This is a genomic window from Bacillus sp. JS (assembly GCF_000259365.1).
GTDB lineage: Bacteria > Bacillota > Bacilli > Bacillales > Bacillaceae > Bacillus > Bacillus stercoris.
This window is the reverse complement of record NC_017743.1, coordinates 2,509,130-2,522,768: the sequence shown is the minus strand read 5'-3', so window position 1 is coordinate 2,522,768 and position 13,639 is coordinate 2,509,130. Positions and strand designations below refer to the sequence as shown.

Below are 13,639 nucleotides of genomic sequence, written 5' to 3'. Positions count from 1 at the left end.
TAGAACCTCCTTTCAAATCATACATATGAGATGAAAGGGGGTTCTTTTTGTATGGGGCAAAGAAAGAATCGTGTGAAAGCTTGGCTGACAAGAGCATTGGAAATTCCCCCGGACGTTATGATGGATCTGCCGAGGATTACAATGGTTGGCAGACTTCATATCTACATAGAAAACCACAGAGGCCTTTTGCTTTTCAGCGAGAATGAAGTGAGGCTGATGCTGAAGCAGGGCCAGTGCATCATATCTGGTAAAAATTTTGTCATCAAGGCGATTCTTCCGGAAGAAATACTTTTGGAGGGTACGATTGATGTCGTTCGATATGTTGAGTCATAAAGCCGAGGGGGAAATGTTGTGAAAAATAAATGGTTGTCTTTTTTTTCGGGTAAGGTCCAGCTTGAATTGACGGGAAGAGGGATTGAGCGGCTCCTTAATGAATGCACAAGACAGGGGATTCCAGTCTTTCATGTCAAAAAAAAGAAAGAAGCCGTATCGTTATATATACAGCTTCAGGATGTACATGCCTTTCGGCGGGTGAGAAGTAAATTTAAATGTAAAGCCCGATTTATCAATCGGAAGGGATTTCCCTTCCTGTTGCTGAAATCAAAATTGAATATAGGGTTTACAATCGGTTTCGCGATCTTTTTCATCCTTTTGTTTTTGCTTTCCAATATGGTGTGGAAAATTGATGTGACAGGCGCTAAGCCTGAAACAGAGCATCAAATGAGGCAGCATCTTAATGAAATCGGCGTCAAAAAGGGCCGGCTGCAGTTTTTAATGATGTCGCCCGAAAAAATACAGAAATCATTAACCAATGGAATAGACAATATCACCTGGGTCGGCGTTGATCTGAAGGGGACGACCATTCACATGAAAGTCGTGGAGAAAAATGAGCCCGAAAAAGAAAAGTATGTTAGCCCGCGCAATATTGTCGCCAAAAAGAAAGCAACGATTACGAGAATGTTTGTGCAAAAAGGGCAGCCAATGGCCGCCATACACGATCATGTTGAAAAGGGGCAGCTGCTTGTTTCGGGACTGATCGGCAGCGAAGACCATGAGCAGGAAGTCGCCTCAAAAGCAGAAATTTACGGAGAAACCTGGTATAGATCAGAAGTGACAGTCCCGCTTGAAACATTATTTAACGTCTATACGGGCAAAGTAAGGACAAAGCACAAGCTTTCTTTTGGCTCGTGGGCAATCCCGATCTGGGGGATGACGTTTAAAAAAGAGGAATTGAAGCATCCAAAAACAGAACAAGAAAAGCACTCGCTTCATTTTCTCGGATTTAAGCTCCCTGTATCCTATGTCAAAGAGCAAACAAGAGAAAGTGAAGAGGCTTTGCGAAAATATACGAAAGAAGAAGCAGTTCAAGAAGGCATTAAATTGGGTAAACAGGATGTAGAGGATAAAATAGGCGAAAACGGCGAGGTGAAAAGTGAAAAAGTTTTGCACCAGACTGTTGAGAATGGTAAAGTAAAGTTGATTATTCTCTACCAAGTTATAGAAGATATCGTTCAAACCACACCTATTGTCAGGGAGACTGAAGAATGACAGAACATTTACTTGCGATGAATCAAAAACTGAAAAACCCGGACGAGGCGCTTTCACTCTTCGGGAACCAAGATTCTTTTTTGAAATTGATGGAGAAAGATCTGAATGTAAATATCATTACGCGCGGCGAGACGATTTATGTTTCAGGCGATGATGAATCGTTTCAGATTGCAGACAGGCTGCTGGGATCACTCCTCGCTTTAATTCGCAAGGGGATAGAGATCTCTGAACGTGATGTGATTTACGCCATCAAAATGGCAAAGAAGAATGAACTTGAATACTTTGAAAGCATGTATGAAGAAGAAATTACAAAAAACGCAAAAGGAAAATCAATCCGTGTAAAAACAATGGGACAGCGGGAATACGTGGCCGCTATGAAGCGGAATGACCTTGTATTCGGCATTGGCCCGGCGGGAACCGGGAAAACGTACCTGGCTGTCGTAAAAGCAGTCCATGCTTTAAAAAACGGACATATTAAAAAAATCATTTTAACAAGGCCTGCCGTGGAAGCCGGTGAAAGCCTCGGTTTTCTCCCAGGTGACCTAAAAGAAAAAGTAGATCCTTATTTGCGCCCGCTGTATGACGCTCTCCATGATGTGCTTGGGGCAGATCATACAGAACGTCTGATGGAAAGAGGCATCATTGAAATTGCTCCGCTTGCATATATGAGGGGACGGACGCTCGATGATGCTTATGTTATACTTGATGAAGCACAGAATACCACGCCTGCTCAAATGAAAATGTTTTTGACGAGACTGGGTTTTGGCTCTAAAATGATCATTACAGGTGACGTTAGCCAAATTGACCTGCCGAAAGGCGTCAAATCGGGACTTGCAGTAGCGAAGGAGATGCTGAAAGGAATAGACGGCATTTCTATGATTGAGCTAGACCAGACAGACGTGGTCAGACATCCGCTTGTTGCGAAAATTATTGAAGCATACGATAAGCAAAATTAATGCTGAATGACCCGATCGCGCGTTATCGGGTCATTTTTATGATTGCTTGTGGGCTTGATGTTTCAAGAGGAGGTTCTTGTGTTGAAAAAGAAGGCTAAGACCAAAAGCAGCTCAAAAAAATGGAGCAATTTTAAAAATGCCCGCTCCATGCATGTACTGCTGTATCTTCTGCTGGCTGCCATTATGTTTGCTTTGCTCTTTGTACATGTTAAGCCGGAAACACTTGATTTAGACCTGTTTTCAGTCAGCGACAAGACCATTTATGCTCCGGCAACCGTGGAAGATCAAAAAGCCACGGAGGAAAAAAAGCAAGCCGCTGAGGACGCGGTTGAGGATCAATATACATTAAAAAAAGAATACACAGATAATCGGATAGACCTTGTGTCATCAATATTCGACAGTATCAGTGAAGTGAAAAAATCATCGGAAGAAGGCAGCAAATCCCCATCGGAAAAATCAATGGTCAAATCCGTAAAGGATAAATTGACGTCAGATGTGAATGATTCCATATCCGAGGACTCCATCAAGACATTGCTGAAAGCAGACAGTGAAGACTTTTCTTTTGTCAGAGATACGGTCATTACCGCGGTAAATACGGTCATGAGCAGTGAAATCCCTTCGGATAAGCTATCTGATGCAAAGGATAAAGTAGAAAAAGAGCTAAAGAGCAATTCTATTCCATCTAAATACTTGGGAGCTGCGACAGAAATCGGGCGTTTTGCTATTATTCCGAATTACGTCTTCGATCCGAAAGCAACAGAGGCAAAGCGGCAGGAAGCGTCAGATAATGTCCAGCAAGTTCAAATCAAACAGGGGCAAGTGCTCGTGGAAGAAAATGACCTTATTGATCGGGAAGTGTACAGAAAACTTGAGCTGACCGGGTTATTAAATAACTCAAATCTCTTTAAGCCGATCAGCGGGCTATTGATTATGATCGGACTGTTCATTGCAACACTTGTATATTATTTTGAAAAACAGAAACAAAACCTAAAGTTTAAAAACCAATCCATTCTGCTTTTCTCTATTATCACAACACTTTTGCTTGTGATCATGGAGGTTGTCAGTTTGTTTCAGAAGATGGAATATAATAATATCGGCTATCTCGTTCCCATTGCGGCCGGGGCCATCTTAATCAAACTGCTGATGAATGAACGCATTGCCATTTTGGGAAGTATCATTCTTGCGATTTGCGGGAGTATGATGTTTAATCAGGGTGTGACAGGAACGTTCAATTATGTCATAGGAATTTATTATTTGATTAGCGGTATTTCAGGCGTTTTATTTTTAGGAAAACATAATGCAAGGTCAAAAATTTTGCAGACCGGACTTTTCGTGGCGTTTATTAATATGGTTGTCGTTCTATCCTTATTATTGATCCAGAACACCGCGCTTTCGGGTCTTGAAATCGGCACGTTAATGCTCATGGGGGTTGTGTCGGGGTTTGCTTCATCGGTATTAATCATCGGCCTGATGCCGTTTTTTGAGACGGGCTTTGGCATTTTATCCACCATGAGGCTGCTCGAGCTGTCTAATCCTAACCATCCGCTATTGCGCAAAATACTGACAGAAACACCAGGTACATATCATCACAGTGTAATGGTCGCCAATTTATCAGAGGCAGCCTGTGAAGCGGTTGGGGCTAATGGTTTGCTTGCAAGAGTCGGCGCATATTATCACGATCTCGGAAAAACAAAGCGCCCGCAATATTTTATTGAAAACCAAATGAATATTGACAATCCGCATGATAAACTGTCTCCTCAGCTGAGTAAAAATATTATCATCTCGCATACGACTGACGGTGCGAACATGCTGAGAAGCTATAAATTTCCGAAAGAGCTTGTCGATATTGCTGAGCAGCATCATGGAACCTCGCTTTTAAAGTTTTTTTACTATAAAGCGAAGGAAAAAGGCGACCAGATTACAGAGGAAGAGTTCCGTTATCCGGGGCCGAAGCCGCAGTCAAAGGAAGCCGCAATTATATCAGTGGCCGACAGTGTTGAAGCGGCCGTCAGATCCATGCATAACCCAAATCCTGAACGAATTGAAAAGCTTGTCCGGGGTATTATATCCGATAAGCTTCAGGACGGACAGTTCAGTGAATGCGATTTGACATTTAAAGAGCTGGATACAATCGCAAAAACACTCTGTGCAACATTAAAAGGAATTTTCCACTCCCGGATTGAATATCCGGAGGCTACTAAGAAGGTGAAATAGATGAGTTTACTGATTGATATCGTTGATGAAACAGGAAGCGTCTCAGAAGAGATGCTCAAAGAAGTAGAAAATCTGCTTCAATTTGCTGCTGAGCGTGAAGGCGTTCAGGATCAGGCTGAGGTTTCTGTCACGATCGTTACCAATGATGACATACAGCAGATTAACAAAGAATACCGGGGAAAGGATACACCGACAGATGTCATCTCATTTGCTCTTGAAGAAGAGGGAGAAGGCGAGGTCGAAATCGTGGGCGCCGAGATGCCTCCGGTTTTAGGTGACATTATCATCAGTGCCGATCGCACAAGAGAGCAGGCAGAGGAGTATAATCATTCTTTTAAAAGAGAGCTCGGATTTCTTGCCGTACACGGATTTCTGCACCTTTTAGGATATGACCATATGACGAAAGAGGAAGAAGAGGAGATGTTTACTAAGCAAAAGGATTTGCTGGACGCTTATGGACTCAAGAGATCATAGAAATGAGCTGAAGCGATTCTTCAAAAGCTTCGTGCATGCAGGCCGGGGAATCTGGAAAACAGCGCGGACGGAGCGGAATTTCCAATTTCATGCCGCAGCCGCCTGCGTTGTTCTCATTTGCGGCTTCCTTTTAGAGCTCAGCACGATAGAGTGGGTGATTATATTCCTTTTGATCGGCGGAATGTTTTCGCTTGAGCTTTTAAATACAGCCGTTGAACATACGGTTGATTTAATAACTGACAAACATCACCCTCTTGCTAAAGCGGCCAAGGACGCTGCCGCCGGGGCTGTTTGCGTTTTTGCCGTCATTTCGTGTATCATTGGTTTACTTATTTTTTTGCCAAAGCTGTAATGGCTGAAAATTCTTACATTTATTTTACATTTTTAGAAATGGGCGTGAAAAAAAGCGCGCGATTATGTAAAATATAAAGTGATAGCGGTACCATTATAGGTAAGAGAGGAATGTACACATGAACAGACAAGAATTAATAACAGAAGCTTTAAAAGCGCGTGATATGGCATATGCGCCGTATTCCAAGTTCCAAGTAGGAGCCGCTCTTCTTACCAAGGATGGAAAAGTGTACAGAGGCTGCAACATTGAGAACGCTGCATACAGCATGTGCAATTGCGCTGAGCGTACCGCTTTATTTAAAGCTGTTTCTGAAGGGGATACAGAGTTTCAGATGCTGGCCGTTGCGGCTGACACCCCTGGACCGGTATCTCCGTGCGGAGCCTGCCGCCAGGTGATTTCTGAGCTTTGCACAAAGGACGTTGTTGTCGTACTGACTAATTTACAAGGACAAATAAAAGAAATGACTGTGGAAGAATTACTGCCAGGCGCATTTTCATCGGAGGATTTACATGACGAACGAAAGCTTTAAATCAGGATTTGTATCCATTATTGGAAGACCAAACGTAGGAAAGTCTACATTTTTGAACAGAGTCATAGGGCAAAAAATCGCGATCATGAGCGATAAGCCCCAAACGACGAGAAACAAGGTGCAAGGGGTATTAACGACAGGCACATCACAAACCATTTTTATTGACACACCAGGGATTCATAAACCTAAGCATAAGCTCGGGGACTTTATGATGAAAGTGGCGCAAAATACATTAAAAGAAGTTGATTTGATCTTGTTTATGATCAATGCCGAGGAAGGCTACGGGAAAGGCGACGAATTCATCATTGAGAAATTGCAGCAGATGTCTACGCCTGTATTTTTAATCGTAAACAAAATTGATAAAATTCATCCCGACCAATTGCTTTTGTTAATTGACGAATACCGCGGACGTTATCCTTTTAAGGAAATTGTTCCGATTTCTGCTCTAGAAGGAAATAACATCGAAACATTGCTCGCTCAGATTGAAGCGTATTTGCCGGAAGGGCCGCAATTCTATCCGAGTGATCAGGTCACCGACCACCCAGAGCGATTTATCATTTCTGAATTAATCAGGGAAAAGGTGCTGCATTTGACGAGAGAAGAAATCCCGCACAGCATTGCGGTGGCCATCGAATCCATCAAAGGGCAGGACAACGGTTCTGTGCATGTAGCGGCAACGATTGTGGTCGAGCGGGATTCCCAGAAAGGCATCGTAATTGGTAAAAAAGGAAGCCTTCTGAAAGAGGTCGGAAAAAGAGCGAGGGCGGATATTGAAGCACTGTTAGGCTCCCGTGTCTACCTTGAATTGTGGGTGAAAGTGCAGAAAGATTGGCGCAATAAAATGTCCCAGCTTCGCGATTTTGGCTTTAAAGAGGACGAATATTAATCTCTTGCCGTGTGGGACATTATCTCACAGGAACAGGGATACATTAGCAAATTTTGTTTAACATGAAATGGAGGACATCTGGTCAAGATAAAGGTAAGAATTTGGAATTTAGGTAAGCTAGTTTAACTACAGAAAGGTGGGTTTCTTGTGTTGAATTTTACCTGGAACGTATTTTCTCAAACAGGAAATGTTGATACGTATCTTCTTTTTAAAGAACTGGAAAAAGAGAACATGGAAAGACCCGAAGAACTAGAAGATGAGCTAGCCCGATTTGATTATCCAATTTTATAAACCTCTTGGCCGCTCCTGCTTTAGGAAGGTGCGGAAATGCTGACAAAATGTGAAGGGATCGTTCTTCGCACAAATGATTACGGAGAGACGAATAAAATCGTAACATTACTGACAAGAGAACACGGAAAAATAGGTGTTATGGCACGAGGCGCCAAAAAACCGAACAGCCGTTTATCAGCAGTCAGCCAGCCCTTTTTGTATGGTTCATTTTTAATGCAAAAAACATCAGGCCTCGGAACGCTTCAGCAGGGGGAAATGATCCTCAGCATGAGAGGCATCAGGGAAGACTTGTTTTTAACAGCCTATGCCGCATATATTGCTGAATTAGTCGACAGAGGCACAGAGGAAAGAAAGCCAAATCCTTATTTATTTGAATTTATATTAGAATCACTAAAACAGCTGAATGAAGGAACAGATCCGGATGTTATCACCTTCATTGTTCAAATGAAGATGCTCGGTGTCATGGGGCTGTATCCTGAGCTGAATCATTGTGTACATTGTAAAAGCCAAGACGGAACTTTTCACTTTTCTGTCCGTGATAATGGTTTTATATGCCATCGCTGTTTTGAAAAAGATCCTTACAGGATTCCGATTAAACCGCAAACAGCAAGGCTGTTGAGACTCTTTTATTACTTCGATCTGTCGAGGCTGGGCAATGTGTCCTTAAAAGAGGAAACAAAAGCTGAATTAAAGCAAGTGATTGATTTGTATTACGAAGAATATTCAGGGTTATATTTAAAATCAAAGCGCTTTTTAGATCAAATGGAAAGCATGAAACATCTTATGGGTGAAAACAAAAGTTGACATTTGGTCCATCTTTTTATATGATCATTTATTATAAAATATGTTGCAGTGAGAGAAAGAAGTACTTGCGTTTACCTCATGAAAGCGACCTTAGGGCGGTGTAAGCTAAGGATGAGCACGCAACGAAAGGCATTCTTGAGCAATTTTAAAAAAGAGGCTGGGATTTTATTCTCAGCAACTAGGGTGGAACCGCGGGAGAACTCTCGTCCCTATGTTTGCGGCAGGCAAGCATAGAGACGGGAGTTTTTTGGTTGCTGCCGCAGTCATTTTATGAAAGAAAAGTGGAGGTGCTTGAAATGAATATTCAAGACATGATTCTTACCTTGCAAAAGCATTGGTCCAGTCAGGGCTGTGTGCTTATGCAGGCTTACGATGTAGAAAAAGGAGCCGGCACGATGAGCCCGTATACATTTTTGCGCAGCATCGGCCCTGAGCCGTGGAAAGTGGCTTATGTAGAGCCTTCAAGACGCCCTGCAGACGGCCGATACGGGGAGAACCCAAACAGATTGTATCAGCATCATCAGTTCCAGGTCATTATCAAACCGTCTCCTGATAACATTCAAGAGCTGTATTTAGATTCCTTGCGGGCTCTCGGAATTGATCCGCTTGAGCACGATATTCGTTTTGTTGAAGACAACTGGGAGAATCCGTCTTTAGGCTGTGCGGGTCTTGGCTGGGAAGTATGGCTTGACGGAATGGAAATTACACAATTTACGTATTTCCAGCAGGTCGGAGGACTTGAATGTAAACCGGTTTCAGTAGAAATTACGTACGGAATCGAGCGTCTCGCGTCTTATATCCAGGATAAAGAAAATGTTTTCGACTTGGAATGGACGACAGGGTTTACAGTAAAAGATTTATTCATGATGGCTGAATATGAGCATTCCGTCTATACATTTGAAACGTCAGACGTCGATATGCTGTTCCAACTGTTCAGCACATATGAAAAAGAAGCGATCAAGCAAATGGATAACGGACTTGTTCATCCTGCATATGACTATGTGCTGAAATGCTCGCACACCTTCAATCTTCTTGACGCCAAAGGTGCGATCTCTGTTACCGAGCGGACGGGCTATATCGCAAGAGTGCGGAATTTAGCTAGAAAAGTAGCAAAAACCTATTATGAGGAACGAGAAAAACTAGGGTTCCCAATGCTTAAAGGGGAGGGTTCTTCTCATGAGTAAACAGGATTTACTTTTAGAGATCGGATTAGAGGAAATGCCGGCGCGCTTTTTGAATGAAAGCATGGTTCAGCTTGGCGAGAAGCTGACAGGCTGGCTTAAAGAAAAAAATATTACTCACGGTGATGTGAAGCTCTTCAATACACCGAGACGTCTTGCTGTGTTCGTTAAGGATGTTGCAGAAAAGCAGGATGATATAAAAGAGGAAGCAAAAGGACCTGCGAAAAAAATTGCCCTAGATGCAGACGGAAACTGGACAAAAGCGGCAATCGGCTTTTCAAAAGGCCAAGGCGCGAATGTGGAAGACCTGTACATCAAAGAAGTAAAAGGCACAGAGTATGTATTCGTGCAAAAATTCCAAGCCGGCCAAGAAACGAAATCGCTGCTGCCAGAACTAAGCGGTTTAATTACAAGCTTGCATTTCCCGAAAAACATGCGCTGGGGAAATGAAGATTTGCGTTATATCCGACCAATCAAATGGATTGTCGCTTTATTTGGACAGGATGTCATTCCATTTTCGATCACAAACGTTGAATCTGGACGAACAACACAGGGACACCGTTTTCTCGGACATGAAGTATCAATTGAATCACCTTCAGCTTATGAAGAGCAGCTGAAAGAACAGCATGTTATTGCTGATCCTAGCGTCCGAAAGCAAATGATTCAATCTCAGCTGGAGGCAATGGCTGCAGAACACAATTGGAGCATTCCGGTTGACGAAGACCTTCTTGATGAAGTGAATCATTTAGTAGAATACCCGACAGCTCTTTACGGTTCATTTGAATCTGAGTTTCTGTCAATTCCTGAGGAAGTGCTTGTCACGACAATGAAAGAGCATCAGCGCTACTTCCCTGTCAAAGACAAAAACGGTGACTTGCTGCCTCACTTTATCACAGTCCGAAACGGCAACAGCCACGCGATCGAAAATGTGGCCCGAGGCAATGAAAAAGTGCTGCGCGCGCGTTTGTCTGATGCTTCATTCTTCTACAAGGAAGATCAGAAACTGAACATTGATGCAAACGTGAAGAAGCTTGAAAACATTGTGTTCCATGAAGAGCTTGGTTCTCTAGCTGATAAGGTTAGAAGAGTCACATCAATCGCAGAGAAGCTTGCCGTTCGTCTCCAGGCTGATGGAGATACGTTAAAACATGTGAAGCGAGCTGCTGAAATTTCTAAATTCGACCTTGTCACGCATATGATATATGAATTCCCTGAACTTCAAGGAATTATGGGCGAAAAGTATGCGAGAATGCTTGGTGAAGATGAAGCTGTGGCTGCGGCAGTCAATGAACATTATATGCCTAGATCAGCTGGCGGAGAAACGCCTTCTACTTTTACAGGAGCTGTTGTAGCAATGGCGGATAAGCTTGACACAATCGCTTCATTCTTCTCAATCGGCGTTATTCCGACCGGTTCTCAGGACCCTTACGGACTGCGCCGCCAGGCAAGCGGTATTGTTGCGATTCTTCTTGACCGCAACTGGGGAATTTCATTTGAAGAGCTGCTTACTTTCGTTCAAACTGATAAAGAAAATGAACTGCTGGATTTCTTTACTCAGCGCCTGAAATATGTCTTGAATGCTGAACAAATCAGACATGATGTCATCGACGCCGTGCTGGAAAGCTCTGAGCTTGAGCCATACTCAGCGCTGCATAAAGCGCAAGTGCTGGAACAAAAGCTTGGTGCACCTGGCTTTAAGGAAACAGCTGAAGCGTTAGGCCGAGTGATCTCTATCAGCAAAAAAGGAGTCCGCGGAGACATTCAGCCTGATCTGTTTGAAAATGAATACGAAGCAAAGCTGTTTGATGCCTACCAAACAGCGAAGCAAAATCTGCAGGAAAACTTCAGCAAAAAAGATTATGAGGCGGCGCTTGCTTCACTTGCAGCCTTAAAAGAACCGATTGATGCTTACTTCGACCATACAATGGTTATAGCGGATAATGAGGCATTAAAGGCAAATCGTTTAGCGCAAATGGTAAGCTTGGCGGATGAGATCAAGTCCTTTGCGAATATGAATGCCCTTATTGTAAAATAAAGAGAGAAAAGGCGGTTGCTGTGTGATCGGTAATCGTCTTTTCCCCATTTATAAGTTTTTTGTTTGATTACAAGATATTTACGCTATAATATGGATTATTATTTCTTTACATAGCTATGAAGTGAAAAGGTGGTGAGTACGATCGAACTAAATAAACGGCAAGAACATATTTTGCAGATTGTAAAAGAAAACGGGCCGATTACAGGGGAGCATATTGCAGAAAAGCTGAACCTTACCAGGGCGACATTGCGCCCGGATTTAGCCATACTCACCATGTCAGGATTCCTCGAGGCGCGCCCGAGAGTCGGTTATTTCTATACGGGAAAAACCGGCACACAGCTTTTAGCGGATAAACTCAAAAAGCTTCAGGTGAAAGACTTTCAATCTATCCCCGTAGTGATTCACGAAAACGTTTCTGTGTACGATGCGATTTGCACCATGTTTTTAGAAGATGTAGGTACTCTGTTTGTGGTGGACCGCGATGCTGTTTTAGTCGGGGTGCTTTCACGAAAGGACTTGCTCAGAGCGAGCATTGGCCAGCAGGAGCTTACATCGGTCCCTGTTCACATCATCATGACAAGGATGCCGAACATTACGGTGTGCAGACGTGAGGATTATGTAATGGACATTGCAAAGCACTTAATAGAAAAACAAATTGATGCGCTGCCTGTCATCAAAGATACCGATAAAGGCTTTGAAGTAATCGGCAGAGTGACAAAAACAAATATGACAAAAATACTTGTCAGTTTATCGGAAAATGAAATCCTATAAGATTGCAAACTAACGGGGGGATAATATGAATAACCGCATCATCTATGTTGTATCGGATTCCGTCGGTGAAACGGCCGAATTGGTAGTAAAAGCAGCACTCAGCCAATTTAACGGATCGGCGGATGATACACATGTAAGAAGAATTCCTTATGTTGAAGATATAGGCACTATCAATGAAGTGATTTCACTTGCAAAGGCAGACGGCGGCATTATCTGTTTTACACTCGTGGTGCCGGAAATCAGAGAATATTTGATAGCCGAAGCGGAAAAAGCAAATGTTTTATATTATGATATTATCGGCCCGTTAATTGATAAAATGGAAACGGCCTACGGTTTAACAGCGAAATACGAACCGGGGCGGGTCCGCCAGCTTGATGAAGATTATTTCAAAAAAGTGGAGGCCATCGAGTTTGCAGTTAAATACGATGATGGACGTGATCCAAGAGGGATTTTAAAAGCTGATATCGTTTTAATCGGCGTCTCAAGAACGTCTAAAACACCGCTGTCTCAATATCTCGCTCACAAGCGCCTGAAGGTTGCCAATGTTCCGATTGTACCTGAGGTTGATCCACCGGAAGAACTTTTTAACGTTGATCCGAAAAAATGCATCGGCTTAAAGATTAGCCCTGATAAACTGAATCATATCAGAAAAGAACGCTTAAAATCACTCGGGCTTAATGATAAAGCGATTTATGCAAATATCAACCGAATCAAAGAGGAACTGGAGTATTTCGAAAAGATTGTGGATCGAATCGGCTGCCAGGTTGTTGATGTTTCAAATAAAGCGGTTGAGGAAACAGCGAATATTATCCATCATCTCAAAACAAAAAACTTATAACTCAGGACGCTCTATCCTGGGTTTTTGGCTATGCCAAAAGGGAATAATGAAAAACAATAGCTTCTTTGCGAAGTTTGTATTATAATAAAAAATTGTGATAAAATGATTAATTTTAGGTTTAAGGATCGTGTGATACGAATAAACTATTATGGGTAAGATGTCAAGAATTTCTCCCGGAAATTTTTCGACAAATTCATATACATCCGCAATAATAAAGGATGTGCGATTTTGCTTGCTTTTATGCAGGAGTTTAATGGAGGGATGGAGAATTACTCTTCTTAATGAACAAGAAAAGACGATTTTTGTCGATGCTGATGCTTGTCCGGTAAAAGATGAAATTTTACAAACAGCATCCGAGTATGAAGTTCAAGTTCTTTTTGTCGCTTCATTTGAACATTATCAGCTTTCCAGAAGCAATGAAGAAAAATGGAAGTACGTTGATCCTCATAAAGAAGCTGCTGATATATATATCGCAAATCACGTAAAACCGGGAGATATTGTTGTGACGCAGGACATCGGATTAGCATCTCTGCTGTTGAACAGAAATGTCTCTGTTATGTCGGAAAGAGGTCGTCTTTACAAAGAAGACACGATTGATTTTGCTCTTGAGAGCCGTCATTTTTCCGGCAAACAAAGGAGAAAAGGCGTATACGCCAAAGGGCCTAAAAAATTGAATAAAGAAGATCGAGAACGATTTATTACACTGCTGCAAAAAATCCTGTCGAACGATGAAGGGATTTTGCACTAAAGCATCGAATAA

15 protein-coding genes and 1 other annotated feature are annotated in these 13,639 nt (G+C 42.5%); all 15 genes read left to right on the top strand.

Annotation, left to right across the window (positions count from 1 at the left end; translation table 11 throughout):
• Window positions 1-51: 51 nt before the first annotated feature.
• The 15 genes from yqfC to MY9_RS12705 all read left to right on the top strand — a co-directional run bounded on the left by yqfC (window position 52) and on the right by MY9_RS12705 (window position 13,627).
• Window positions 52-333 carry a sporulation protein YqfC gene (gene yqfC, locus MY9_RS12780; protein WP_003237082.1) on the top strand — a complete coding sequence of 94 codons (282 nt, stop codon included), beginning with the start codon at window positions 52-54 and terminating at the stop codon, window positions 331-333.
• A gap of 18 nt (window positions 334-351) precedes the next feature.
• Window positions 352-1,548, top strand: a complete 1,197-nt coding sequence (gene yqfD, locus MY9_RS12775; protein WP_014664650.1) for a sporulation protein YqfD — start codon at window positions 352-354, stop codon at window positions 1,546-1,548.
• Window positions 1,545-2,504, top strand: coding sequence for a PhoH family protein (locus MY9_RS12770; protein ID WP_014477373.1), 960 nt, complete (start codon window positions 1,545-1,547; stop codon window positions 2,502-2,504). Before yqfD ends, MY9_RS12770 begins: the two co-directional genes overlap by 4 nt.
• A gap of 78 nt (window positions 2,505-2,582) precedes the next feature.
• Window positions 2,583-4,718, top strand: coding sequence for a cyclic-di-AMP phosphodiesterase PgpH (gene pgpH / locus MY9_RS12760; RefSeq protein WP_014664649.1), 2,136 nt, complete (start codon window positions 2,583-2,585; stop codon window positions 4,716-4,718).
• The gene (ybeY, locus tag MY9_RS12755; protein ID WP_014664648.1) at window positions 4,719-5,192 is read left to right on the top strand and encodes an rRNA maturation RNase YbeY; all 474 of its coding nucleotides are present in this window, start codon (window positions 4,719-4,721) and stop codon (window positions 5,190-5,192) included. It begins immediately after the preceding gene.
• On the top strand, window positions 5,173-5,544 hold the full coding sequence (locus tag MY9_RS12750) for a diacylglycerol kinase family protein (protein ID WP_014664647.1): 372 nt from the start codon (window positions 5,173-5,175) through the stop codon (window positions 5,542-5,544). Before ybeY ends, MY9_RS12750 begins: the two co-directional genes overlap by 20 nt.
• Window positions 5,545-5,662: 118 nt before the next feature.
• Window positions 5,663-6,073, top strand: coding sequence for a cytidine deaminase (locus MY9_RS12745; protein WP_014664646.1), 411 nt, complete (start codon window positions 5,663-5,665; stop codon window positions 6,071-6,073).
• Complete coding sequence (gene era, locus MY9_RS12740; protein ID WP_014664645.1) at window positions 6,054-6,959, top strand: GTPase Era; 906 nt, start codon at window positions 6,054-6,056, stop codon at window positions 6,957-6,959. Before MY9_RS12745 ends, era begins: the two co-directional genes overlap by 20 nt.
• 147 nt (window positions 6,960-7,106) lie before the next feature.
• The gene (locus tag MY9_RS12735; RefSeq protein WP_003230053.1) at window positions 7,107-7,250 is read left to right on the top strand and encodes a YqzL family protein; all 144 of its coding nucleotides are present in this window, start codon (window positions 7,107-7,109) and stop codon (window positions 7,248-7,250) included.
• Window positions 7,251-7,286: 36 nt separating this feature from the next.
• Window positions 7,287-8,054 (top strand): DNA repair protein RecO, encoded by a 768-nt coding sequence (gene recO / locus MY9_RS12730; RefSeq protein ID WP_014664644.1) that lies wholly within the window; start codon window positions 7,287-7,289, stop codon window positions 8,052-8,054.
• Between the two features lie 39 nt (window positions 8,055-8,093).
• Window positions 8,094-8,268, top strand: a binding site (T-box leader).
• 82 nt (window positions 8,269-8,350) lie between these two features.
• The gene (gene glyQ, locus MY9_RS12725; protein ID WP_040083765.1) at window positions 8,351-9,238 is read left to right on the top strand and encodes a glycine--tRNA ligase subunit alpha; all 888 of its coding nucleotides are present in this window, start codon (window positions 8,351-8,353) and stop codon (window positions 9,236-9,238) included.
• A complete protein-coding gene (glyS, locus tag MY9_RS12720; protein ID WP_014664642.1) occupies window positions 9,231-11,270 on the top strand; it encodes a glycine--tRNA ligase subunit beta in 2,040 nt (679 codons plus the stop codon). Before glyQ ends, glyS begins: the two co-directional genes overlap by 8 nt.
• Before the next feature lie 132 nt (window positions 11,271-11,402).
• Window positions 11,403-12,041, top strand: a complete 639-nt coding sequence (gene ccpN / locus MY9_RS12715; RefSeq protein ID WP_003237058.1) for a transcriptional regulator CcpN — start codon at window positions 11,403-11,405, stop codon at window positions 12,039-12,041.
• 25 nt (window positions 12,042-12,066) lie between these two features.
• On the top strand, window positions 12,067-12,879 hold the full coding sequence (locus MY9_RS12710) for a pyruvate, water dikinase regulatory protein (RefSeq protein WP_014664641.1): 813 nt from the start codon (window positions 12,067-12,069) through the stop codon (window positions 12,877-12,879).
• Between the two features lie 253 nt (window positions 12,880-13,132).
• Complete coding sequence (locus MY9_RS12705) at window positions 13,133-13,627, top strand: YaiI/YqxD family protein (protein WP_014664640.1); 495 nt, start codon at window positions 13,133-13,135, stop codon at window positions 13,625-13,627.
• Window positions 13,628-13,639 lie beyond the last annotated feature (12 nt).

What these genes read in the sequence shown, in the direction of transcription:
- MY9_RS12745 (WP_014664646.1), top strand. Translation starts at nt 5,663, where the DNA reads ATGAACAGACAAGAATTAATAACAGAAGCTTTAAAAGCGCGTGATATG.
- glyS (WP_014664642.1), top strand. Translation starts at nt 9,231, where the DNA reads ATGAGTAAACAGGATTTACTTTTAGAGATCGGATTAGAGGAAATGCCG.
- MY9_RS12750 (WP_014664647.1), top strand. Translation starts at nt 5,173, where the DNA reads ATGGACTCAAGAGATCATAGAAATGAGCTGAAGCGATTCTTCAAAAGC.
- era (WP_014664645.1), top strand. Translation starts at nt 6,054, where the DNA reads ATGACGAACGAAAGCTTTAAATCAGGATTTGTATCCATTATTGGAAGA.
- recO (WP_014664644.1), top strand. Translation starts at nt 7,287, where the DNA reads ATGCTGACAAAATGTGAAGGGATCGTTCTTCGCACAAATGATTACGGA.
- yqfC (WP_003237082.1), top strand. Translation starts at nt 52, where the DNA reads ATGGGGCAAAGAAAGAATCGTGTGAAAGCTTGGCTGACAAGAGCATTG.
- glyQ (WP_040083765.1), top strand. Translation starts at nt 8,351, where the DNA reads ATGAATATTCAAGACATGATTCTTACCTTGCAAAAGCATTGGTCCAGT.
- MY9_RS12705 (WP_014664640.1), top strand. Translation starts at nt 13,133, where the DNA reads ATGGAGGGATGGAGAATTACTCTTCTTAATGAACAAGAAAAGACGATT.
- ybeY (WP_014664648.1), top strand. Translation starts at nt 4,719, where the DNA reads ATGAGTTTACTGATTGATATCGTTGATGAAACAGGAAGCGTCTCAGAA.
- MY9_RS12770 (WP_014477373.1), top strand. Translation starts at nt 1,545, where the DNA reads ATGACAGAACATTTACTTGCGATGAATCAAAAACTGAAAAACCCGGAC.
- MY9_RS12710 (WP_014664641.1), top strand. Translation starts at nt 12,067, where the DNA reads ATGAATAACCGCATCATCTATGTTGTATCGGATTCCGTCGGTGAAACG.